Origin of the sequence: Streptomyces kronopolitis (assembly GCF_014646275.1) — a bacterium.
GTDB lineage: Bacteria > Actinomycetota > Actinomycetes > Streptomycetales > Streptomycetaceae > Streptomyces > Streptomyces kronopolitis.
Map to the genome: position 1 here is coordinate 180,379 of NZ_BMND01000008.1, position 22,794 is coordinate 203,172.

16 protein-coding genes are annotated in these 22,794 nt (G+C 72.7%); 5 read left to right on the forward strand and 11 right to left on the reverse strand.

Annotation, left to right across the window (positions count from 1 at the left end):
• Positions 1-18: 18 nt before the first annotated feature.
• A complete protein-coding gene (locus IEY78_RS12530) occupies positions 19-1,689 on the reverse strand; it encodes an AMP-binding protein (RefSeq protein ID WP_189097744.1) in 1,671 nt (556 codons plus the stop codon).
• Between the two features lie 109 nt (positions 1,690-1,798).
• A complete protein-coding gene (locus IEY78_RS12535; protein ID WP_189097745.1) occupies positions 1,799-3,340 on the reverse strand; it encodes an AMP-binding protein in 1,542 nt (513 codons plus the stop codon).
• Positions 3,341-3,605: 265 nt separating this feature from the next.
• On the opposite strand from IEY78_RS12535, the gene IEY78_RS12540 reads away from it, so the two are divergent.
• The gene (locus tag IEY78_RS12540; protein WP_189097746.1) at positions 3,606-4,172 is read left to right on the forward strand and encodes a GNAT family N-acetyltransferase; all 567 of its coding nucleotides are present in this window, start codon (positions 3,606-3,608) and stop codon (positions 4,170-4,172) included.
• Positions 4,173-4,245: 73 nt separating this feature from the next.
• On the opposite strand, the gene IEY78_RS12545 is transcribed toward IEY78_RS12540, so the two are convergent.
• The 7 genes from IEY78_RS12545 to IEY78_RS12575 form a co-directional block, all read right to left on the reverse strand.
• Positions 4,246-5,502: a GNAT family N-acetyltransferase gene (locus IEY78_RS12545; RefSeq protein WP_189097747.1), complete on the reverse strand. Its 1,257-nt coding sequence runs from the start codon at positions 5,500-5,502 to the stop codon at positions 4,246-4,248.
• A gap of 80 nt (positions 5,503-5,582) precedes the next feature.
• Positions 5,583-8,315: a magnesium-translocating P-type ATPase gene (mgtA, locus tag IEY78_RS12550; RefSeq protein ID WP_189097748.1), complete on the reverse strand. Its 2,733-nt coding sequence runs from the start codon at positions 8,313-8,315 to the stop codon at positions 5,583-5,585.
• A 701-nt stretch (positions 8,316-9,016) separates the two neighbouring features.
• Positions 9,017-10,246, reverse strand: a complete 1,230-nt coding sequence (locus IEY78_RS12555) for an XdhC family protein (protein ID WP_189097749.1) — start codon at positions 10,244-10,246, stop codon at positions 9,017-9,019.
• A 64-nt stretch (positions 10,247-10,310) separates the two neighbouring features.
• Complete coding sequence (locus IEY78_RS12560) at positions 10,311-11,768, reverse strand: NCS2 family permease (protein ID WP_189097750.1); 1,458 nt, start codon at positions 11,766-11,768, stop codon at positions 10,311-10,313.
• Positions 11,769-11,959: 191 nt separating this feature from the next.
• Complete coding sequence (locus IEY78_RS12565; protein ID WP_189097751.1) at positions 11,960-14,347, reverse strand: xanthine dehydrogenase family protein molybdopterin-binding subunit; 2,388 nt, start codon at positions 14,345-14,347, stop codon at positions 11,960-11,962.
• 5 nt (positions 14,348-14,352) lie between these two features.
• Positions 14,353-14,967 (reverse strand): (2Fe-2S)-binding protein, encoded by a 615-nt coding sequence (locus IEY78_RS12570; RefSeq protein ID WP_189097752.1) that lies wholly within the window; start codon positions 14,965-14,967, stop codon positions 14,353-14,355.
• Positions 14,958-15,857: an FAD binding domain-containing protein gene (locus IEY78_RS12575; protein ID WP_189097753.1), complete on the reverse strand. Its 900-nt coding sequence runs from the start codon at positions 15,855-15,857 to the stop codon at positions 14,958-14,960. Before IEY78_RS12575 ends, IEY78_RS12570 begins: the two co-directional genes overlap by 10 nt.
• A 265-nt stretch (positions 15,858-16,122) precedes the next feature.
• Between IEY78_RS12575 and IEY78_RS12580 the strand changes: the two genes are divergently transcribed.
• The 3 genes from IEY78_RS12580 (at position 16,123) to IEY78_RS12590 (ending at position 20,297) form a co-directional block, all read left to right on the forward strand.
• A complete protein-coding gene (locus IEY78_RS12580; RefSeq protein WP_189097754.1) occupies positions 16,123-17,784 on the forward strand; it encodes a PucR family transcriptional regulator in 1,662 nt (553 codons plus the stop codon).
• 352 nt (positions 17,785-18,136) lie between these two features.
• Positions 18,137-18,991 (forward strand): hypothetical protein, encoded by an 855-nt coding sequence (locus IEY78_RS12585; protein ID WP_229699893.1) that lies wholly within the window; start codon positions 18,137-18,139, stop codon positions 18,989-18,991.
• A 430-nt stretch (positions 18,992-19,421) separates the two neighbouring features.
• Positions 19,422-20,297, forward strand: coding sequence for a hypothetical protein (locus IEY78_RS12590; protein ID WP_189097755.1), 876 nt, complete (start codon positions 19,422-19,424; stop codon positions 20,295-20,297).
• Between the two features lie 14 nt (positions 20,298-20,311).
• Here IEY78_RS12590 and IEY78_RS12595 read toward each other — a convergent pair whose 3' ends face one another.
• The gene (locus tag IEY78_RS12595; protein WP_189097756.1) at positions 20,312-21,007 is read right to left on the reverse strand and encodes a GntR family transcriptional regulator; all 696 of its coding nucleotides are present in this window, start codon (positions 21,005-21,007) and stop codon (positions 20,312-20,314) included.
• A gap of 245 nt (positions 21,008-21,252) precedes the next feature.
• On the opposite strand from IEY78_RS12595, the gene IEY78_RS12600 reads away from it, so the two are divergent.
• Positions 21,253-22,092 (forward strand): (2Fe-2S)-binding protein, encoded by an 840-nt coding sequence (locus IEY78_RS12600; RefSeq protein WP_189097757.1) that lies wholly within the window; start codon positions 21,253-21,255, stop codon positions 22,090-22,092.
• 150 nt (positions 22,093-22,242) lie between these two features.
• Here IEY78_RS12600 and IEY78_RS12605 read toward each other — a convergent pair whose 3' ends face one another.
• Positions 22,243-22,665, reverse strand: coding sequence for a hypothetical protein (locus tag IEY78_RS12605; protein WP_189097758.1), 423 nt, complete (start codon positions 22,663-22,665; stop codon positions 22,243-22,245).
• Between the last annotated feature and the right edge of the window lie 129 nt (positions 22,666-22,794).

A 22,794-nucleotide genomic window follows, 5' to 3' on the forward strand; every position in this document is an offset into this window, starting at 1 on the left:
GCGGAGCGTCAACCGGATTCAGGCGCGGGGCAGATGGGGAGCGCCTGCTGCGCGCGGCGCCTGCCCCAGGTCCCTTGCCAGCCGCTCACGGAGTTCGATCTTGCGGACCTTGCCGCTGACCGTCATCGGGAAGGCGTCGACGAGGTCGAGGTGGCGCGGCACCTTGTAGTGCGCGAGCCGGGAGCGGCAGAAGGCGGCCAACTCCTCCAGGGTGAGCGGGTCGTCGGGGTCGCGGAGGATGACGCAGGCCGCGATCTCCTCGCCGTACTTCTCGTCGGGGACCCCGACCACCTGCACGTCGGCGATCTTGGGGTGGGAGTAGAGGAACTCCTCGATCTCGCGCGGATAGACGTTCTCGCCGCCCCTGATGATCATGTCCTTGATGCGGCCGACGATCCGGAGGTAGCCGTCGTCGTTCATCACCGCGAGGTCTCCGGTGTGCATCCACCGGGCCGCGTCGATGACCTCGGCGGTGTGCTCGGGCTCCGCCCAGTAGCCGAGCATCACGCTGTAGCCCCGGGTGCACAGTTCGCCCGGCGTGCCGCGCGGCACGGTGACCCCGCTCGCCGGGTCGGCGACCTTCACCTCGATGTGCGGCAGCACCCGGCCGACGGTCGCGGTGCGGTGGACGAGGTCGTCGTCGCGGCGGGTCTGGGTGGAGACCGGCGAGGTCTCGGTCATGCCGTAGCAGATGGAGACCTCGGACATGTGCATCTCGGCGACGACCCGCTTCATCACCTCCTCCGGGCACGGCGAGCCCGCCATGACGCCGGTGCGCAGCGACGTGAGGTCGTAGGAGCCGAAGTCGGGGTGGTTCAGCTCGGCGATGAACATGGTGGGGACGCCGTAGAGGGAGGTGCAGCGCTCGTCCTGGACGGCCTTGAGGGTGGTGGCGGCGTCGAAGGCGGGCGCGGGGATGACGATGCAGGCGCCGTGCGAGGTGGCTCCGAGGTTGCCCATGACCATGCCGAAGCAGTGGTAGAAGGGCACCGGCAGGCACACCCGGTCGAGCTCGGTGTAGCCGAGGGTCTCGGCGACCCAGTAGCCGTTGTTGAGGATGTTGTGGTGGGAGAGGGTGGCGCCCTTGGGGAAGCCGGTGGTGCCGGAGGTGTACTGGATGTTGACCGGGTCGTCGGCGGTCAGGGTCGCCTCGCACGCGGCGAGTTGGGACGGCGGCACGGCGGCGCCGGCGGCCACCAGCCCGTCCCAGGAGGGGTCCCCGATGTACACGACCTCCCGCAGCTCCGGGCTCTCGGCCCGCACCTGCTCGATCATCCCCCGGTAGTCGCTGGACCGGTGCCGCGTCGCGGAGACCAGGCAGGCGATACCGGCCTGCCGCAGGACGTAGGCCAACTCGTGCACGCGGTAGGCCGGGTTGACGTTGACGAGGATCGCGCCGATCCGCGCCGTGGCGTACTGCACGAGCACCCACTCGGCGCAGTTGGGGGCCCAGATGCCGACCCGGTCCCCCTTCCCGATTCCCTTGGCGAGCAGCCCGCGCGCCACCTCGTCGACCGCCCGTCCCAGTTCGGCGTAGGTCCAGCGGCGTCCGCTCGCCACCTCGACCAGCGCCTCACGGGCGCCGTGCCGCGCGATGGTGCGGCGCAGATCGGTCCCGATCGTGTGCCCGAGCAGCGGCCGCCCGGCGACACCGCTGGCGTACGACAGTTCCTGGTCCGGCTCGTCCATCGGTGGCTCTCCTCGCGATACTCGGTGGCGCGGCCCCCCACCCTTCCGGCTGCGCGGACTTCGCGCCAGACCCCTGCGGCCCGCATCGCCTCCGCCGCGGGGCCGGGCGTCAGTTGACGCCCCGGTCGAGCCCGGACCAGTACGGCCGGCGGAGCTTGAACTTCTGGATCTTGCCGGTGGCGGTGCGGGGGATCGCGTCGCGGAATTCGACGGAGGTCGGGGCCTTGAAGCCGGCCAGGTGCCGCTTGCAGTGGGCGATGATGTCGGACTCCTCGGCCGTGGCGCCCTCGGCGAGGACCACCAGGGCCTTGATCGTCTCGCCCCACTTCTCGTGCGGCACGCCGATCACCGCGACCTCGGCGACCGCCGGGTGGCTGAAGATCGTGTCCTCCACCTCGATCGACGACACGTTCTCGCCGCCGGTGATGATGACGTCCTTCTTCCGGTCGGAGATCGTGAGGTGGCCGTCGGCGGGGTCGAGGGTGCCGCCGTCGCCGGTGTGGAACCAGCCGTCCACCAGCACCTCGGCGGTCTCCTCCGGCTTCTCCCAGTACCCGTCGAGCACCGTGTTCGAGCGGGCCAGGACCTCGCCGGAGTCGGAGACCTTCAGCCGGACCCCGAGCGCGGGCAGCCCCGCACGGGACAGCTTGCGCGCCCGCTCCTCGGCGGGCAGTGCCGCGTCGCCGGGGAGGGTCCGGTTGAAGGTCAGCAGGGGCGAGGTCTCGGTGAGCCCGTAGATCTGGGTGAACTCCCAGCCCAGTTCCTCTCCCACGCGGGCGATCGTCGCGGTCGGCGGCGGCGCCCCCGCGCAGACGATGCGTACCCGGTCGCGCCCCGGGATCTCGCCGGGCCAGGTCGCCGCGGCGCCGAGCACGGCGTTCCAGACGGCGGGCGCACCGCACATGAGGGTGACGCCGTGCTCCTCGACCCGCCGCAGGATCTCCGCGCCGTCGACCTTGCGCAGCACCACCTGCTTGACGCCGAGTCCGGCCATCACGTACGGCATCCCCCAGCCGTTGCAGTGGAACATCGGCAGCGTGTGCATGTACACATCGCGCTCCCACGCGCGGGTGTGCAGGCCGAAGGTCATGCCGTTCACCCAGATGTTGCGGTGCGTCAGCTGCACGCCCTTGGGGCGGGCGGTGGTGCCCGAGGTGAAGTTGATCGTCGCGGTGGCGTCCTCGTCGGGGTGCGACCACGGGCGCGGCTGCACGCCGAACCGCATCAGCTCGGTCTCGGTCTGCTCGCCGAGCACGAAGCGGTGGCGCACCTCGACGCCGGACAGGGCGTCCGCCACCTCCGGGTCGAGGAGCAGGACCGAGGCCCCGCTCTGCCGGACCACGTAGGCGACCTCGTCCGGCTTGAGGCGGAAGTTCACCGGTACGCAGATCCGGCCGCTCATCGGCACCGCGAACAGCAGCTCCAGCATGCGCGTGGAGTTGTGGCTGACCACCGCCACCCGCTCGCCCTCCCCGACCCCGAGGGCGTCCAGGCCCGCCTGCCAGGCACGGACCCGCTCGGCGAACGTCCCGTAGGTCGCGGCGGGCACCGGCGGGGCGGGCTGATCGGGCTCGTCGATCACGCCCGTGCTCTCGCGGAAGCCCAGGTCGGCGCGGTCGAGGAAGTCCGCGATCGTCATCGGTGTCCGCATGCTTTCTCCTGTGTTCGGAGGGTCCGGGGACAAACACGTCCGGCAGCCGAGGTGCGTACGGCCGGTGCCGCCGCGACGGCGTTCCCGCCGCGTCGGCAGCGATGGGAACATCAGATTCCGCGGAGGCGGCACCGGTCAAGCGGTTCGGCAGGCAAGGGGCCAAGTGGTCCAGCGTGTCCGGCGGGCGGCCCTGCCCCGCCCGGGCCCCCGGCCCGGCCGGTTAATTGCCTTGCCGCGCGGTCCGCGGCCCGGACATCCTCCTCCCATGATCGATGCCACCGCACTGCGCGAGAAGCCCGTGCTCACGGGCGACCGGATCCGGCTCGTACCGCTGTCGGCCCGGCATGCGGACGCCTTCCACGCCTCCTGCCTGCACCCGGAGACCCGCCGGCTGACCGGCACCCACCACGACTTCACGCGGGCGGAGATCGAGGAGTGGTGCGCCGGGTGCGCCGACCGCGAGGACCGGCTCGACCTCGCGATCGAGGACCCGGCGGGCGGTGCGTTCCTCGGCGAGCTGGCACTGAGCCAGATCGACCGGGACAACGCCCACGGGGTGTTCCGGATCGCCCTCGTCCCGCACGCCACCGACCGCGGCATCGGCACCGAGGCGGTGCGGCTGCTGCTCGCGTACGCCTTCGACCGGGTGCGGCTGCACCGCGTCCAGCTGGAGGTCTACGACTACAACCCGCGCGCCCGGCGGGCCTACGAGAAGTGCGGCTTCGAGGTGGAGGGCCGGCTGCGCGACGCCCTCCACTGGGATGGCGAGTGGCACGACGTGCTGGTGATGGCGGCGCTGCGGACCCGGTGGGGGCGGGAGGACGCGGGCTGAGCGCGCCGGGCGCGGGCGCCGCGGTCCGACCTGCCCGTCCGGGCGCGCCCGGCTCGCGCGCCCGGTTCCCGCGTCAGTCGTGGTCCGCCGTGAAGGGCAGCCAGTCGGTCTCCAGTGCGGCGTCCAGCCGGCGGACCGCGCCCGGGGTGTGCTCGGTGACCAGACCGGCGTGCGCGAAGCGCCGGAGCGGGGTGCCGCCCAGGTAGACGGCGCTCAACTCCCGTACGTCCAGGGAGAGATCGGGGTCCTCCGCGGTGGGTTCCCAGGTGGCGCCGGCGGGGGTGGCGGTCAGCCGGAAGCGGCCCGCGTTGGCGGGCAGTTCGCCGTCGCGCAGATCGAGGACGAGAGCGGCGGGCGCCGCCCAGGAACGGGCGCACAGCGCGGCACGGACATCCACCAGCCGCAGCCACATGCAGGGCCCCTGTCCGGTGACGCGTACCTGGTCCCGGTCGGCGGCGAGGTAGAGCAGCGGGTCGTCGGCCGGGCGGGCCCCGATCCGTACGGTCGAGGTGAGGTCGATGGCGGCGAGGTAGGACCACAGGGCGGCGGCGGCCGGTGCGGACTCCGCCTCCAGCTCCGCGACCGCGACCGCGCCGGGGCCGCCGTCGTTCGCGGGGCGGGTGCGGTAGACCGCGTAGCCGCCGGGCGTCTCGCCGTCCGCGCCCAGCGCCACCACGCGCACCGGCCCGAGGCCGCCCCGGTCCGCGCCGCCGCGAGCGCCGTCGAGGTCCAGCACATGCTCGCGCCACCAGGCCTCGTCGCGGGTGAAGCGCCCCGCGCGGTGGGCCAGGCTCGCGTCGTAGCGCGCGGCGAGCAGAGCGGGGGCCTCGGCGGGGTCGAGCAGCCGCAGCGGGCGGCGGTCGGGCGCGATACGCAGCGCGAGCGGCCGCGACGAGTCGATCTCCACGCGGCAGGTCTCGGTGGCCGCGGCGAAGCCGTAGCGGCCGTAGATGGCGCTCTCCGACGCCCACAGGCAGGCCAGCGGCTGCCCGTCGGCCGCGCAGCGGCGCCACAGTTCGCCGATCATCGACGTCAGCACCCCGCGCCGCCGGTGGGTGGGCGCCACGGAGACGAAGTCGAGCGCGGCGCAGGGGAGTTGGCCGCCCGGAACGGAGAGGGTGAGGCGGTGGGCGCCGGCCACTCCGGCCAGCCGCCCGCCGTCCCGGGCGCCGATGCGGGTGCCGTCCCGCAGCAACTGGCGGTAGTAGGCGTGGGTCTTGTCGGCCGGTGTCAGATGGAACGCGAGGTACACGAGGTCCAGGGCCTGGTCGAGGTCCTCGTCGGGGATGTCCCCCAGGTGGGGCACCGCAGGGGTGTTGTCGTGGGTCACCCGGGGACGCTAGCCCGGCGCGCCGGGATCCTCATCCCGTTATCGCGCGCCGGGCCGGCGTCCCCGGGCCCCGTGCCCGGCTACAGCCAGCTGCCGAACCGGCGGATGTACCAGGTCTTCACTCCCTGGGTGAGCAGGCAGTACGCGCCCAGCGTCGCGACCAGCCACGGGAAGTAGGCCATCGGCAGCGCCTGCATCCCGAGCACACCGGCCAGCGGCGAGAACGGCAGGTACAGGCCGATCGCCGTCACGGCCGCCGTCATCAGCATCACCGGGAGGGTCGCGCGCGACTGCACGAAGGGGATCCGGCGGGTACGCAGCATGTGGACGACCAGCGTCTGGGTCAGCAGGCCCTCGACGAACCAGCCGGACTGGAACAGCGCCTGGTGGACCTCGCTGTTCGCCCCGAACACATGCCACATCAGCAGGAAGGTGGTGATGTCGAAGACCGAGCTGGTCGGCCCGAGGACGAGCATGAAGCGGCCGATGCCCCGGGCGTCCCAGGTGCGCGGGGTGCGCAGGTAGTCGCGGTCCATCCGGTCCCACGGGGTGGCCAGCTGGGAGATGTCGTACAGCAGGTTCTGCACGAGCAGTTGCATGGCCAGCATCGGCTGGAAGGGGAGGAACGCGGACGCGGCCAGTACCGAGAAGACGTTCCCGAAGTTCGAGGAGGCCGTCATCTTGAGGTACTTGATGGTGTTGCCGAAGGTCAGCCGGCCGCGCAGCACGCCCTGCTCCAGGACCATCAGGTCCTTCTCCAGCAGGATGATGTCCGCGGACTCCTTGGCGATGTCGACGGCGGTGTCGACGGAGATGCCGACGTCGGCGTCGCGCAGCGCGGCGGCGTCGTTGATGCCGTCGCCCAGGAATCCGACGGTGTGCCCGTCGGCCTGCAGCGCCCGGACGATCCGGGCCTTCTGGGTGGGGTCGGCCTTGGCGAAGACCGTGGTGGTGCGGGTGAGCGCGCGCAGTTGCGCCTCGTCGAGGCCGTCGAGTTCGGCGCCGGTGACCACGGTGCCGACGTCCAGGCCCACGTCCGCGCAGACCCGGGCGGCGACCAGCTCGTTGTCGCCGGTGATGACCTTGACCGCGATCCCGCTGTCGGCGAGGGCCGCCAGCGCCCGGGCGGCGTCCTGCTTCGGCGGGTCGAGGAAGGCCAGGAAGCCGATCAGGGTCAGCCCGGACTCGTCCTCGACGCCGTAGGTGCCCCGGGGCTCGTCGACGGTCCGGGTGGCCACCGCCAGCACCCGCATGCCCTGGCGCTGGTGGTAGGCGGCGGTGTGCAGGACCTCGCGGCGCAGGGCGTCGGTCAGCTCGGCGCGGCGGCCGCCGCCGGCCAGATGTCCGCACCGGTCGAGCACTTCCTCGACGGCGCCCTTGGTGATCAGGATGTGCTCGCCGGCCGGCCCGTCCGCGCCGTTGCGGCGCAGTACGACCGACATCCGCCGCCGTGCGAAGTCGAAGGGGATCTCGTCGACCAGCGTGAAGCGCGCGTCGACGACAACCTCCTCGGCCTCGTGCATCCGGTCGATGACGGCCTGGTCCAGCAGGTTGCGCAGCCCGGTCTGGAAGTGGCTGTTGAGGTAGGCGTACTCCAACACCTCGTCGTCGGGCTCGCCGTGGATGTCGAGGTAGCTGTCCAGGACGATCCGGTCCTCGGTGAGGGTGCCGGTCTTGTCCGTGCACAGCACGTCCATCGCGCCCAGGTTCTGGATCGCGTTGAGCCGCTTGACGACGACCTTGCGGCGGGACAGCGCGACCGCGCCGCGCGCCAGGTTGGTGGTGACGACCATCGGCAGCATCTCGGGCGTGAGGCCGACGGCGACGGCCACCGCGAAGGTGAAGGCCTCGGCCCAGTCACCCTTGGTGATCCCGTTGATCAGGAAGACGATGGGGACCATCACCAGCATGAAGCGGATCAGCAGCATGCTGACCTTCTTCACGCCGGTGTCGAAGCCGGTCTCCGGCCGCTCGCCGGTCAGCGCGTCGGCCATGGAGCCGAAGTAGGTGTCCGAGCCGGTCGCCACGACCACACCGGTCGCGGTGCCGGAGGTCACCGAGGTGCCGGCGAGGGCGAGGTTGTCGGCCTCGACCGGGTCGCGGGTCAGCCGCTGCCCGTCGTCGGGGAAGCGGGTGTCGGCCTTGGCCGCGGGCAGCGACTCGCCGGACAGCGCCGCCTGGCTGATCATCAGGTCCTTGGCGGTCAGCAGCCGCAGGTCGGCGGGGACGAGGTCGCCTGCGGCCAGCTTGACGAGGTCGCCCCTGACCACGCCGTCCATCGGGATCTCGACGGTGGTGGGCATCCGCCCGTTGCCGGCCAGCCGCTGCACGGCGGTGGTCGTGGTGACCAGGGCCTGCAGAGCGGCGGCGGAGCTGTTGGAGCGGTACTCCTGCCAGAACCGCAGCCCCACGCTGATCAGCACCATCGCGCCCAGGATCACGATCTTCGGGTCGAAGGGCTCCTCGTCGGCCACCTGGAGCCACTGCGCGTACATGACGGTGACCAGCACCGCCAGCACCAGGATGAAGGGGTTCCAGAAGGCCTTGGCGAGCTGGGTGTACCAGCGCGGGGCGGACGTCGGGGTGAGGACGTTGGCGCCGTCGCGCTCCAGGCGGTGCTGGGCCAGGCCGTAGGACAGCCCGGCGGGGGTGGTCTGCAGCTCCTGGAGGAGCTGGGCGGCGGGGCGGCCGCTGGTCTCGGCCAGCTGGTCGGCGACCTGCCGGGTACGGGCCGCCGCCTCGGCGGTCTGCCGCTCCCGGCGGAGCCTGCGGCCCGGCGGAGCGAGCTTTTGGGGGGTGAGCAGATTGGTCATGACAAATCCTCCCTGCGCGAAGGGCATACCGGCGGCCCGGTGCACGCCGAATCCGCGCACGGCACGGCGAAAGGCGGTGCGGGCACGTCTCAGCGTTCCGGCCGGGCGAACGACCGGCCGTTTTCGGGCAGGCCGAGATGGCCTCCGCGCGAAGAATGCGAGAAATTCGATGAACTCGACGAACTCGCTGAACTCGATGCCTCGATGACTCGATGGCTCGGTGAATTCGGCGACCCGGTGCATCCCGGAAATCCGGGAGTCCCGGAGAATCCCCTAGGGCGATCGAGAAAAGTCGAGAAACGTCGAAAAAGGGGAACGGGGCAGCCGGACACGGCCGCAAGCGCCCTGGTGTCAGGGTGCCCCGGTGTCAGAGTGAAGGCATACCGCGAAGCCGGTACGGAGGCCCTACGGGCGCACCGTCAACGACTCGGAGAAAGCAGCGGTCAGTACGCTGCAACGCTGCGGCAAGGACTTCCTTCGGGACTCATCCCGATCACCTCCTTGCTCGCGCGGACACATACCGGAACCCTCAGCACGGGCGCCGTCATTTCCCCATGCTGCCATATGTCCAGGGGTGCCCCGTCCTTCTTTCGGCCGAATAGCACCATGAATCGGTGTGATCTGCGCCGCTTCGGGTGCGGCGCACCGCCCGGGAAAAGGCGCCGTACGCGTGCGGCCCTTGTCTCCCGGGGCCCGCGCGCTCAGGCCACCGAGCCGATCCGCCCCACCGGCCGGGCCGTGTCGTGGTGGATCGGGGTGTGCGCGCCGGTCAGCGGGGTGCCGGTGCCGCCGCGGCGGTTGGCGACGATCTCGGCCGCGATGGACAGCGCGGTCTCCTCCGGGGTGCGGGCGCCGAGGTCGAGCCCGATGGGCGAGCGCAGCCGGTTCAACTCCAGCTCGCCCAGGCCGACTTCGCGCAGCCGCCGCTGCCGGTCCAGATGGGTGCGGCGGGAGCCCATCGCCCCGACGTAGGCGACCGGGAGCCGCAGGGCGCGCTCCAGCAGCGGCACGTCGAACTTGGCGTCATGGGTCAGCACGCACAACACCGTGCGGGCGTCGAGTTCCTGGGAGTCCAGGTAGCGGTGCGGCCAGTCGACGACGATCTCGTCGGCGTCCGGGAAGCGGCCGCGGGTGGCGAAGACGGGACGCGCATCGCAGACCGTGACGTGGTAGTTGAGGAACTTTCCGACCTTCACCAGCGCGGCGGCGAAGTCGATGGCACCGAAGACGATCATGCGGGGCGCGGGGACGGAGGACTCCACGAGCAGCTCGATCGTGGTGCCGCAGCGCGAGCCCGCCGGCTGCGCCCCGCCGCCCTCGGCTGCGTCGTCGGACCCCGTGCCGAGGGCGACGGTGGCGGTGCGCCCGGCGTCCAGCAGGGCGCGGGCCTCGGCGAGTGCGGTGCGGTCCAGTGCGGGGTGGCCGCCGAGGGTGCCGGTGTGGCCGCCGTCGGGCCGGACGAGCAGGGCACGGCCGAGGAATCCGTCGGGGCCCCGGACGACCCGGGCGAGGGCCGCCGGCTCCCCCGCGGCGGCGGCGGCCAGCCCGGCGGCGAGCGTGCCGGCGGTGACGTCCGCCGCCTCCCCCGCCGCCGTGCCGCCGCCGGGGTGCGCTGCCGAGGCCGCTCTCGGCTCGACGAGGATGTCGATGACGCCGCCGCAGGTCAGGCCCACTGCGAAGGCGTCCTCGTCGCTGTATCCGAAGCGCTCCAGGACCGGCCGGCCGGTCCGCAGCGCCTCCTGGCACAGCTCGTAGACCGCCCCCTCCACGCATCCACCGGAGACCGACCCGATCGCGGTGCCGGCGCCGTCGACGGCGAGGGCGGCTCCGGGCTGGCGGGGCGCGCTGCCGTGCGTGGCCACGACGGTGGCCACCGCGAAGTCGCGGCCCTGCTCGACCCACCGGTGCAGCTCGTCGGCGATGTCCAGCATGTCGGTCTCCTAACGGACGGATGGGGGTCCCCCGGGCGGAGCCGGGAGCGGGGCGGGCGGGCGGCTACTTGACGCCCAGCCACTGCTCGATCGGATGGAGCGAGAAGTAGACGAGGAAGATCGCGGACAGCGCCCACATGAAGCCGCCGACCTCGCGCCACCTGCCCTGGGCGGCCTTGATGGCGCTGTAGGCGAGGACGCCGCCGCCGACCCCCGCGGTGATGCTGTAGGTGAACGGCATCAGGGCGACGGTCAGGAAGACCGGGATGGACACCGCGCGGTCGCGCCAGTCCACGTGTCCGGCGGCGCTCATCATCATCGAGCCGATGACGACGAGGGCGGCCGAGGCCACCTGGGCCGGCACCAGCTGGGTGACGGGGGTGAAGAACAGGCAGGCCGCGAAGAGCAGTCCGGTGACGACGGACGACAGGCCGGTCCGCGCGCCCTCGCCGACGCCGCTCGCCGACTCGATGAACACGGTCTGGCCGGAGGCGCCGGCCAGCCCGCCGATCGCCCCGCCCGCGCCGTCCACGAACAGCGCCTTGGACAGCCCCGGCATCCGGCCCTCGTCGTCGGCCAGCTGGGCCTCGGTGCCGACGCCGATGATGGTGGCCATCGCGTCGAAGAAGCCGGCCAGCACCAGCGTGAACACGATCATGCCCACGCCGAGGGCTCCGATCGAGCCCCAGCCGCCGAATTCCACATGGCCGAAGAGGCCGAAGTCGGGCATCGACACCGCACTGCCGCTCAGTTCCGGAGGCGTCCCGCCCCAGTCCTTGGCCGTCAGTCCGCCGATCCTGGTGGCGGCGATGGCCAGGACGCTGCCGGCCACGATGCCGTAGAGGATGGCACCGGACACCTTGCGCGCCTGCAACATGAAGATCAACAACAGCGTGACACAGAAGAACAGGACCGGCCAGCCGGAGAGCTGCCCGTTCAGACCGAGGGTGACCGGGCCGCCCTCGCCCTTGCCCACGAAGCCGGCCTTCACCAGGCCGAGCAGGGCGACGAACATCCCGATGCCCATGGTGATCGCGTGCTTGAGCGCCAGCGGGATGGCGTTCATGATCATCTCGCGGAGGCCGGTGACCACCAGCAGGCAGATGATCACGCCGTAGATCACGCACATGCCCATCGCCTGCGGCCAGGTCATGTGCGGGACCACCTGGGCGGTCAGCGCGGCGGAGACGTTGAGCCCGGCCGCCAGCGCCAGCGGCACCTTGCCGACGAAGCCCATCAGCAGGGTGGACACCGCGGCGGCGAACGCGGTCGCGGTCACCACACCGGCGTGCGCGAGGGTGTTCTTCTCGACGTCCGGGGTCGACAGGATCAGCGGGTTGAGCAGCAGGATGTAGCACATCGCCATGAAGGTCGTGATGCCGCCGCGCAGTTCGCGGGCGAACGTCGATCCTCTGTCGGAGATGTGGAAGTACCGGTCGAGCCAGGAACGGCCGGCGGGCTGACGCGAGCCGGCGCCCGCGTCGTCCGCCGTGGTCCGCGGCGCGGTGGACTGCTGGGTCATGATGCCTTACTCCCAAGGTTCACAGGGGCCCTCGCATCGGATGCGAGATTTGGGATGACGCTTCGGCTGCACGACCCGGGGGACGGCCCGAGACGAACGGGTACTGACTCCGTGCGGGGCGGAGCAGTGACTGCGTGGTGCGGGCCTCCGGGCGGTGCGCGCGGCAGACCGGCCGCACCGCCCGGAGGTAGCTACGTGCCGGTGAGGTGCTCGGGGCGCACCGGCGTCTTGTTGAGCTCCAGTCCGGTCGCGTTCCGGATCGCCGCGAGGACGGCCGGGGTGGACGACAGGGTGGGGGCCTCGCCGATGCCGCGCAGCCCGTACGGGGCGTGCTCGTCGGCGAGTTCGAGCACATCGACCGGGATGGTCGGGGTGTCGAGGATCGTGGGGATGAGGTAGTCCGTGAAGGACGGATTGCGCACCTTCGCGGTCTTCGGGTCGACGATGATCTCCTCCATGACGGCCACCCCCAGGCCCTGGGTGGTGCCGCCCTGGATCTGGCCGACGACGGACAGCGGGTTGAGCGCCTTGCCGACGTCCTGGGCGCAGGCCAGCTCGATGACCTTCACCAGGCCGAGTTCGGTGTCCACCTCGACGACCGCGCGGTGGGCGGCGAAGGAGTACTGGACGTGGCCGTTGCCCTGGCCGGTGCGCAGGTCGAAGGCCTCGGTGGGGCGGTGCCGCCACTCCAGCTCCAGGTCGATCGCCTCGTCCTCCAGGACGTCCGCGATATCGGCCAGGACCTCGCCCCCGTCGGTGGTGACCTTGCCGCCCTCCAGCAGGAGCTCGGCGGTGGCCCAGGCGGGGTGGTACGTGCCGAACTTGGCGCGGCCCTTCTGGAGGACCTTCTCGCGCACCGCCTCGCAGCTGTGCTTCACCGCGCCGCCGGTCACATACGTCTGCCGGGAGGCGGAGGTGGAGCCGGCCGAGCCGACCTGGGTGTCGGCCGGGTGGATGGTCACCTGCTGGACGCCCAGTTCGGTGCGGGCGATCTGGGCGTGCACGGTGATGCCGCCCTGGCCGACCTCCGCCATCGCGGTGTGGACGGTGGCGACCGGTTCGCCGCCGATGACCTCCATCCGCACCCGGGCGGTGGAGTAGTCGTCGAAGCCCTCGGAGAAGCCGACGTTCTTGATGCCGACGGCGTAGCCGATGCCGCGGACCACCCCCTCGCCGTGGGTGGTGTTGGAGAGCCCGCCGGGCAGCGCGCGGACATCGGCGCCCGCGCCGGCGGTGCGCCACTGCTGCTCGGGAGGCAGCGGCATCGCCTTGACCCGGCGCAGCAGTTCGGCGACCGGCGCGGGCGAGTCGACGGGCTGGCCGGTCGGCAGCAGCGTGCCCTGCTCCATGGCGTTGAGCTGCCGGAACGCGACCGGGTCCAGCCCCAGCTTCGCGGCGAGCTTGTCCATCTGCGCCTCGTAGGCGAAGCACGCCTGGACCGCGCCGAAGCCGCGCATCGCCCCGCAGGGCGGGTTGTTGGAGTACAGCGCGAGGGCCTCGATGTCGACGTCCTCGACGACGTACGGACCGACCGACAGGGACGACGCGTTGCCGACGACGGCCGGGGAGGCGGAGGCGTAGGCGCCGCCGTCCAGCACGATCCGGCACTTCATGTGGGTGAGCTTGCCGTCCTTGGTGGCGCCGTGCTCGTACCAGAGCCGGGCCGGGTGCCGGTGGACGTGGCCGAAGAAGGACTCGAAGCGGTTGTAGACGATCTTGACGGGCTTGCCGGTGCGCAGCGCCAGCAGGCAGGCGTGGATCTGCATCGACAGGTCCTCGCGGCCGCCGAACGCGCCCCCGACGCCGGAGAGCGTCATCCGCACCTTCTCCTCGGGCAGGCCGAGGACCGGGGCGATCTGCCGCAGGTCGGAGTGCAGCCACTGGGTGGCGACGTACAGGTCGACGCCGCCGTCCTCACCGGGCACCGCGAGGCCGGACTCCGGGCCGAGGAAGGCCTGGTCCTGCATGCCGAAGACGTACTCGCCGGAGACGATGACATCGGCCCGCTTCGCGGCCTCGTCGGCGTCGCCGCGGATGATCGGCTGGCGGTGCACGATGTTGGGGTGCGGCACGTGCCCGATGTGGTGGTCGGTGCGGTTCTCGTGGACCAGCGGTGCGCCCTCGGCGGTGGCGGAGGCCTCGTCGGTGACGACCGGCAGTTCGCGGTAGTCGATCTTGATCTTGGCGGCGGCGCGGCGCGCGGTCTCCGGGTGGTCGGCGGCGACCAGCGCCACCGGCTCGCCGTGGTGGCGCACCTTGCCGTGGGCCAGCACCGGCGTGTCCTGGATCTCCAGGCCGTAGTTCTTCACGTCGGTGGGCAGGTCGTCGTAGGTCAGCACGGCGTAGACCCCGGGGGTCGCCAGCGCCTCGCCGGTGTCGATGGAGCGGATCTCGGCGTGGGCGACGGTGCTGCGCAGGGTGTGGCCCCAGAGCATGTCCTCGTGCCACATGTCCGAGGAGTAGGCGAATTCGCCGGTCACCTTGAGGGTGCCGTCGGGCCTCAGGGTGGACTCCCCGATGCCGGCCCGGGTCTTGCCCCCCTGGGTGAGGTGGGTGGGGGTGCGGGTGACACCTGCCATGGCGATCAGGCCCCCTGTCCGGCGGTACGGGACTCGCCGCGGGCGGCCGCCAGCCGGACCGCGTCGAGGATCTTCTCGTAGCCCGTGCAGCGGCACAGGTTGCCCGACAGCGCCTCACGGATGTCGGCGTCCGACGGGGAGTCGTTGCGCTCCAGCAGTTCGTCGGCGGCGACCAGCAGACCCGGGGTGCAAAATCCGCACTGGACGGCGCCGGCGTCGATGAACGCCTGCTGGATCGGGGAGAGTTCGCCCGGCCCGCCGCTCTGCCCGCCCGCCTGCTCCTCGGCGGCGGGCTTGGCCGCCCACCGCTTGGCCTCGTCCAGGCCGGTGCCGCAGACGCCGCCGGCGCAGCCGCCCCGCTCGGCGCGCTGCCGGGCGAAGTCCGCCAGCCCCTCCACGGTCACCACGTCGCGGCCCTCGACCTGGCCGGCCGCGACCAGGCAGGAACAGACCGGCACCCCGTCCAGACGGACCGTGCAGGAGCCGCATTCGCCCTGTTCGCAGGCGTTCTTGGAGCCCGGCAGGCCCATCCGCTCGCGGAGGACGTAGAGCAGGCTCTCGCCCTCCCATACGTCGTCGGCCTCCTGCCGGCGGCCGTTGACGGTGAATGTCACGCGCACTGTGCGCCTCCCTTGGTGCCGTGGGCGCCGCCGCGGTAGGACTCCCAGGTCCAGCCGAGGGTGCGGCGCGCCATGATGCCGACCGCGTGCCGGCGGTACGCGGCGCTGCCGCGCACGTCGTCGATGGGGTTGCAGGCGCCGGCGGCGAGCTGCGCGAACTGCTGGGCGAGCGACGGCGGAAGGGCCTGGCCCGACTCCCAGAAGCCGCCCTCCTCCAGCGCCGCGGCGAGGAACTCCTCGGCCGCCCGGGCCCGTACGGGGGTGGGCGCGGCGGAGCCGATGCCGGTGCGCACCGTGCGGGTCCCGGGGTGCAGCGCGATGCCGAAGGCGCAGACCGCGATGACCATGGCGTTGCGGGTGCCGACCTTGGAGAACTGCTGCGGGCCGTCGGCCTTGGGCAGATGCACCGCACGGATCAGCTCGTCGGGCTCCATCGCGTTGCGCTTGACGCCCGTGTAGAAGTCGTCGATCGGGATCATCCGGCGGCCGCGCAGCGACTCGACCTCGACCTCGCAGCCGGCGGCGAGCAGGGCGGGGTGGGCGTCGCCGGCCGGCGAGGCGGTGCCGAGGTTGCCGCCGACGCCGCCGCGGTTGCGGATCTGCGGGGAGGCCACCGTGTGCGAGGCCAGGGCCAGGCCGGGGAGTTCGGCCCGCAGATTCTCCATGATCTGGGTGTAGGGCACCGAGGCGCCCAGCCGGACGGTCCGCTCGCCGACCTCCCACTCGTCGAGATCACCAATGCGGTTCAGGTCGAGCAGGTACTCCGGGCGGCGGTGGTCGAAGTTGATCTCGACCATCACGTCCGTGCCGCCCGCGATGGGCACAGCGGTGGGGTGCTCGGCCTTGGCGGCGAGCGCCTCCTCCCAGCTGGCGGGGCGAAGGAAGTCCATGGGTGGCCTCTTCTACGAATGTAATCGGTCGCTCGGTGCTTCATGGTGCGGATGCGGCGCGCTCACCGCCACGGAGCGATTCATGCCCTGTTCATGTGATGGGCTCAGTGAACGCGCCCGGCACCCGTCCGGTGCAGTCACCGAAACCATGAAGCGGTTGGCTGGCCAGGCCACCTGTCTTGTAGATTCGAACGAAAGTCGAGGCTCGGAAACCTCGCGGCATTCCACCGGTAACACCAGACAGCAAAGAACGGCGGGCGAGGTCATGCGGCTCCGCGTACTCCTGGACACCCCCACCCTGGGCCTTCGGCTCCTCGGGGGTGAGGACGAACTGGACCGCACGGTACGCGGCGTGATGACCACCGATCTGCGCGATCCCAGCCGCTATCTGTCCGGCGGCGAACTGGTTCTGACCGGCCTGGCCTGGCGCCGCGAGCCGGCGGACTCCGAACCCTTCGTGCGCATCCTGGCCGCCGCGGGCGTCGCCGGACTCGCGGCGGGCGAGGCCGAGCTGGGCTCGGTCCCCGACGACCTGATCCAGGCCTGCGCCCAGCACCGGCTGCCGCTGTTCTCGGTGGTCGAGGACGTCTCGTTCGCCTCCATCACCGAGCACGTCGTCCGCCAGGTCTCCAGCGAGCGGGCCGGCGACCTGGCGGCCGTGGTGGACCGCCACCGGCGGCTGATGACGTCGGGCCCCACGGGCGGCGGTCCGGAGGTGGTGCTGGACCTGCTCGGCTCCGACCTGGACCTGCGGGCCTGGGTGCTCTCCCCCACCGGGCGGCAGATCGCCGGCTCGACGCTGGCGGACGCCGGGCCGGAGCTCTCCGGCGAGCTGGCCGCGCGGCTCGCCGGCGAGCATCTGGCGGCCGCCCGCAGCGGCCGGCGCGGCCCGCACCGCGTCACCCTCGCGGGAGTCACCTACTCGCTGTTCCCGGTCCGCCAGGAGGGCCGTGACCTGCGCCGGACGCTGCTGAGCGACTGGCTGCTGGCCGTCGAGGCGGACGCCGGCGAGTGGTCCGAGGAGCGGCTGGACCTGCTGCACGGCGTCACCCAGCTGATCGCGGTGGAACGCGACCGGCGCGACGCGGCGCGCACGGTGCGCCGCCGGCTCGCCCAGGAGGTGCTGGAGCTGGTCCAGACCGGCGCCCCGCCCGCCGAGATCGCGGCCCGGCTGCGGGTGGCCGCCCCTGTGCTGCTGCCCGGTCTGGGCACCGCGCCGCACTGGCAGATCGTGGTGGCCCGGGTCGAGTGGGAGGACGGCGACGTCCCCGGCGGCCCGGTGGCGCAGAGCCTGCTGGAGGAGATGCTGGTCGACCCCGGCACGGCCGGCCCCGAGCCCTCCGACCGCATCGCCGTGGCGCACACCGGCGACGACGCGGTGGCGCTGGTGCCGATGCCCGTCCCGGACGAGTCCGGGGACTCCTCGGCGACGGGGCTGCGCGCCGCGGAGCTGCTCCGCGTCGTCCAGGAGCCGCTCGGCCGCGGACTGTCGGACGACGGGCGGCTGACGGTCGGGGTGAGCGCCGCCGTGCACTCCGCGGAGGGCCTGCGCGGCGCCCTGGAGGAGGCCCGGCACGCCCGCCGGGTCGCCGCCGCCCGCTCCGGCCGGGTCTGCGCCGCCGGGCACGAGGAGCTGGCCTCGCACGTCCTGCTGCTGCCGTTCGTCCCGGACGACGTCCGCCGCGCCTTCACCGCCCGGCTGCTGGACCCGCTGCGCGAGTACGACCGCAAGCACCGCGCCGAACTCATCCCGACGCTGGAGGCGTTCCTGGACTGCGACGGCTCCTGGACCCGCTGCGCCACCCGCCTCCACCTGCACGTCAACACGCTCCGCTACCGCGTCGGCCGGATCGAGCAGCTCACCGGACGCGATCTGTCCCGCCTGGAGGACAAGCTCGACTTCTTCCTCGCGCTGCGGATGAGCTGACCGCGCCAGGCCGGTGGCGTCGCGGCCGGTCGCGCCGTGCCCCGTTCGGCGGTGCGCCGTCCACCGCCCCGCCCGCGGCCGGCCGGTGCGATCCGGCGGGCCGCGCTGGGCCGTTCGGGGTAACTCGATCGGGCGGCTTCGCCTCGGCGGTGTGCGACCGCGGCCGCCCGCGCTCGCGCCGCGATACGCCCGATCAGGGCCGCACGCCCGGCCCGGACCGCGCCCCGGGTGATTGTGAAATCATTCACCCGCCCCCTTGGCCCGGCGACGGAATTCGTGCTGAGATGCGCGCACGGCTTCCGATTTCCAGCTCAATGGCGCGCTTGGGGAGGGCAATGTGGCGGATACCGCCATGCCAGAATCCGCGGATCCCGTGGATCCGGTCAGTTCTGCGGATCCGGTGCCGGTCACGGTACCGAGGCCCGCATCCGCACCGGACATACCAGCACTCGGCACGGTCGAGGGGGACGATCCCCTCGACCGTGCCGTTTGGCGACTGCGCTCCCGCGGCTGCTGGGACGACGCGGCGGCCCTGCTGGAGCCGCACGCCGTCCGCCACGCCCCGTCGGCGCTGCGCCGGGCGGCCCTGCTCGCCGAGCGCTGTGTATTCACGGCCACCGGCTGGGCCGCGGCCGAGGACGCGCTGCGCACCGCCGAGGCCCTGGCGGCCGACGACGACGAGCGCGGCGGCGCGGCCTGCGAGCGCGGTCATCTCGCCTACGCCGCAACCGTCCTGGGCGTCCGGGACCGGGCCGACGAGGCACGCTCGGCGCTCGGCCGGGCCGCGGCGCTGCTGGCACCCGCGGCGGCCGGCCGCCCGCTGCTGGACTTCCGGCGCGGGCTGATGGCCGAGCATGTCGCCGACAGCCCGGACGCAGCGCGCGCCGCCTACCGCCGCGCGCACGCCGGCGCCACCGCGCGCGGCGACAGCCTGCTGCTGTCCTTCACCTGGCGCCATCTGGCCGGACTCGCGCTGCGGGACGGGGAGTTGGCGGAGGCCCGGCACGGTTTCGCCGAGTCGCTGCGGATCCGTGAGGAGCTGGGCTTCCTCATCGGCACGGCACCGGCGCTCGCGGCCCTGGCCGACGCCGCCCCGGAGGGGGACGCGGACCGGCTGCGCGCCGAGGCGGCCCGGCTGTTCCGCCTCATGGGCGGCGTACCGACCTGGCTCGCGGACCATCTCTCCACGGCCGTGACGGCGACCTAGGGACGTCGTTTGGATCACGGCGGGCGCGCGGTGCCCCGGCGCGGCGCGGGGAGACCCGGTGACGGCCCACCACCCGTGCACGGCGGGTGGTGGGCCGTCGCCGTTCCGCACAGGCGAAACGCATTCCTCCGCTTTCCGTCAACCCCCCTTACTCGGCCATGCCGGCACCCGCGCCGTTTGGCCGGATCTAATCGGTCACCGGGGCGGATCGGCCGGGGTATGACGGTTCCCGGACCGGCCGGCGGTCGACGCGCCGGGTGAACCGGGAGGTGGGACCATGGGGCAAAGGCCCGGGGCAGGGGTGTGTCCGTATGCCCCACAGACCCCGAGAATGGCCGCAAGTCGCACTGTGAGGCGGCGGCGGGGACAGGAATGCTGGTCCGGGACCAGCTGAGCCCCCACCCATTGGCTCAGCGCTTCAGGAGGCCACATGACAGCAGGAGTGACCAAGACGACCGCTGGAACCGACTGGGGCAAGGCGGATTTCGAGGCGATTTACAACTGCCCGGATCCCCGTCGGTACTTCACCACCCTGCAGCCACTGGACTACCAGATTCCACACCACGGCCAAGCGGTGTTCCGCACCGTGACCGAGACCCTCACGCGCCACCGCAGCGACCGTCCACCACTGAACGTCGTGGACCTCTGCTGCTCATACGGGGTCAACGCCGCGCTGCTCAACCACCAACTGTCGCTCTCCGAGCTTTACGACCGCTACACCGCGCTCCGCCCGGACACGCCGACGACCCGTCAACTCGTCGACGAGGACCGCACGTTCTTCGCCAGCCGGCGCCGAGCCGAGTCCGTGCGCATCACCGGCATCGACGCGGCGGACCGCGCCGTCGGCTACGCCCGCGAGGTCGGCCTGCTCGACCAGGGGTTCGCGGAGAACCTGGAGACCGACGCACCGAGCCCGGAACTGCGGCGCGCGCTGGCGGGCACCGACCTGATCACCGTCACCGGCGGCGTCGGCTACATCACCGCACGGACCTTCGGCCATCTCTTCGACTCGGTCGACACGCCGCCCTGGGTGGCCGCGTTCGTGCTGCGGACGGTGTCCTACCGGCCGGTCTCCGCGCTGCTGGCCCGGGCCGGACTGGTCACCGAGAAGCTCCCCACCCGCACGTTCCGCCAGCGGCGGTTCGCCGACGGGGACGAGCGGCGGGGCGCGTTCGAAGCGCTCGCCGGACACGGCCTGTCCACCACGGGCAAGGAGGCCGACGGCTTCTACCACGCCGATCTGTATCTCTCCCGGCCCGCCGCCGATGTCGCGGCGCTGCCCCTGGAGGAGCTGCTGCCCGACTGAGCCGGGCACACCGTTCAGAGCGGCCGGTGGGCCACCGAGACGTGCGCCCGGGCGATCCGCTCGACCACGGCGAACTCCCGGGCGCTCAGGGCGTCGAGCAGCGTGTGGTGTTCGGCGGCGTCGGCCAGCAGCTCGGCGGTGCGCCGGGAGCCGGTGGCCGGCGGCCACTGGGCGCGGCGCAGCAGATCGCCGGTCAGCTCGGTGAGCCGGCGGTTGCCGGTGAGCGACATCAGGGCTTCGTGGAAGGCGTGGTCGGCCTCGGCGTAGCCGACCCGGTCGCCGCCGGCGGCCGCCGCCACGCCCGCCGCGGCCAGCGGGCGCAGCTCCTCGAAGCGCTCGGGGGGCACCGCCCGCGCCAGCCGGACGATCGCGGGCACCTCCAGCATCGCCCGGACCTCGGCCAGCTCGGCGAGGTCGCGGGCGCTGCGCTCGGCGACCCGGAAGCCGCGGTTGGGCACCACCTCGACGGCGCCCTCCCCCGCGAGTTGCTGCATGGCCTCACGGACCGGGGTCGCGGAGACGCCGTAGCGCTCACCGAGCGCCGGCGCGGAGTAGACCTCACCCGGCGTGAGCTCCCCGTCCACCAGCGCACGGCGCAGCGCGGCCAGCACCTGGCCGCGGACGGAGTGCCGCCGGGGCACGCCGGGACCGGGCTGTGCGGGCACCCATGTCCGCGCACACGGCTCCGGTTCCGCTGTGCCCTGCTCCATGACGATTCCTCCTGACGTTCCCAGCACCATAGGCGGCGCGGGCCGCCCTGCAAATCCGCGATCTGCCCCGGACCGCCCCCGGAGCCCCGCGCACCGCGTGCGGACCGGGGCGCGGACCGGGGTCCGAACCGGCAACAGGGCCGCTGTGCGCACCGGGTGTGAGGACTGGTGTGCGGCGCGTGCGGGTAAACCCTCGGGTAAGGTAAGGCTTACCTGCTAACGATCGCGATTCGGTGGTCTCCCGCATGCCCCAAGCCCCCGCCGCTCCGCCTTCCGCCCACCCCGTCGCCGACGCCTACGACCGGCTCTCGGCGGTCTTCCCCGGCCTGCGCGTGACCACCTGGGACGGGGCCCCGCCCAGCGGCGACGGCTGGGTGTGCGCGGCCGGTCTCGCGGCCGGCGGCGAGGCCCTGGAGACCTTCCTCGCCTGGGACGACGCCCAGATCCTGCGGGACCACGGACGGCGCGCCCGCCCGGACGTCATCGCCGGCTTCGCCCTGCACCGCTACGCCTGGCCCGCCTGCCTGCTGATCACCATCCCCTGGTTCCTGCACCGCCGGGTCCCGCGGCTGCCCGTGCAGGACGTGTCCTTCCAGCGGGAGCTGGGACGGATGGCGGTGCGCATCAGCACGTTCTGCTGCCTTCCCGACGATCCCGCCGCGGCCCTGCCCGGCGCCCGGGTCGTCCCCGACGAGGAGGCCCTGCGCGCGGAGGTACGAGCCGCGGTCGGCGCCCACCTCGCCCCCGTCCTGGACGGCTTCGCCCCCCGGATGCGCCGCGGACCACGGGCCCTGTGGGGCATGGCCACCGACGAGATCATCGAGGGCCTCTGGTACCTGGGGCACCTGCTCGGCGACGAGCCCCACGCCATGGCCGCGCTCCAGCGACTGCTCCCGGGCGCCACCGCCCCCTACATCGGCGCCGCGGCCTTCCGCACCCTGACCGCCCCCGACGGCATCCTCCTGCCCACCCGGGACCGTGCCAGCTGCTGCATGTACTACACCCTGCGCCCCGAGGACACCTGCCTCACCTGCCCCCGCACCGCCGACACGGCCCGCATCGAGCGCCTGACGGCGACTGCCTGACCGCAACTGCCCTACTGCCGAGCGGACTTGGGCGCGGTGCGCCACCGGCCCACATGCCGGTGCCCCCGACCACGGGGCCGGGGGCACCCCTGCACCGCGCGGCCTCGGACGGTGTGCGTGCCGACTGTCCGAAGTCGCGCGCCACCGGAATCAGCGCACGTGCACGGTCACCACATCAGAGGCGTGCAGACGCACCGGCTTCTGGTCGTTCTTGCTGGTCAGGCCGTACAGCACGGCACGGAATCGCAGATCGCCGCGGCGCGCGGACGTGCCGTTCGCGGTGACCTGCGCATCGCCCTTGACCACGGCGCTGCAGTTCTCCTGGTGCCAGCCCTCGCCGAAGCCGTTCTCCTCCAGGCACAGCTGGTGCAGGTAACCGGCGCTGTCGTCGCCGCCGTGCGCCTTGACCGTGATGGTCTTGCCGACCTGCCCCGTGGACGGTGCCGTGATGTCCACACCGCCCTTGGCGAACGCCGGCGCGGCAGCCAGCGCCACCGAGGCCAGACCCATCGCGCCGATCACGGCCACCCGGCCGCCCCGCGCCTTCATCCCGGTCTTCTTCGTCCTGGTCATCGGACTTCCCTCCCGTGGATCTCCCCACATGAGCGAGACCCACCCCCTTGCGAAGACGCCTGATGCGCCTCGCTGCCCCACCAGATGCGCTTTCCGCCCCGCGCGTTGCGTCCCGCCCACCGCCGTTAC

What these genes read in the sequence shown, in the direction of transcription:
- IEY78_RS12555 (WP_189097749.1), bottom strand. Translation starts at nt 10,246, where the DNA reads ATGCTGGACATCGCCGACGAGCTGCACCGGTGGGTCGAGCAGGGCCGC.
- IEY78_RS12560 (WP_189097750.1), bottom strand. Translation starts at nt 11,768, where the DNA reads ATGACCCAGCAGTCCACCGCGCCGCGGACCACGGCGGACGACGCGGGC.
- IEY78_RS12575 (WP_189097753.1), bottom strand. Translation starts at nt 15,857, where the DNA reads ATGGACTTCCTTCGCCCCGCCAGCTGGGAGGAGGCGCTCGCCGCCAAG.
- IEY78_RS12605 (WP_189097758.1), bottom strand. Translation starts at nt 22,665, where the DNA reads ATGACCAGGACGAAGAAGACCGGGATGAAGGCGCGGGGCGGCCGGGTG.
- IEY78_RS12580 (WP_189097754.1), top strand. Translation starts at nt 16,123, where the DNA reads ATGCGGCTCCGCGTACTCCTGGACACCCCCACCCTGGGCCTTCGGCTC.
- mgtA (WP_189097748.1), bottom strand. Translation starts at nt 8,315, where the DNA reads ATGACCAATCTGCTCACCCCCCAAAAGCTCGCTCCGCCGGGCCGCAGG.
- IEY78_RS12565 (WP_189097751.1), bottom strand. Translation starts at nt 14,347, where the DNA reads ATGGCAGGTGTCACCCGCACCCCCACCCACCTCACCCAGGGGGGCAAG.
- IEY78_RS12540 (WP_189097746.1), top strand. Translation starts at nt 3,606, where the DNA reads ATGATCGATGCCACCGCACTGCGCGAGAAGCCCGTGCTCACGGGCGAC.
- IEY78_RS12530 (WP_189097744.1), bottom strand. Translation starts at nt 1,689, where the DNA reads ATGGACGAGCCGGACCAGGAACTGTCGTACGCCAGCGGTGTCGCCGGG.
- IEY78_RS12535 (WP_189097745.1), bottom strand. Translation starts at nt 3,340, where the DNA reads ATGCGGACACCGATGACGATCGCGGACTTCCTCGACCGCGCCGACCTG.
- IEY78_RS12590 (WP_189097755.1), top strand. Translation starts at nt 19,422, where the DNA reads ATGACAGCAGGAGTGACCAAGACGACCGCTGGAACCGACTGGGGCAAG.
- IEY78_RS12595 (WP_189097756.1), bottom strand. Translation starts at nt 21,007, where the DNA reads ATGGAGCAGGGCACAGCGGAACCGGAGCCGTGTGCGCGGACATGGGTG.
- IEY78_RS12585 (WP_229699893.1), top strand. Translation starts at nt 18,137, where the DNA reads ATGCCAGAATCCGCGGATCCCGTGGATCCGGTCAGTTCTGCGGATCCG.
- IEY78_RS12600 (WP_189097757.1), top strand. Translation starts at nt 21,253, where the DNA reads ATGCCCCAAGCCCCCGCCGCTCCGCCTTCCGCCCACCCCGTCGCCGAC.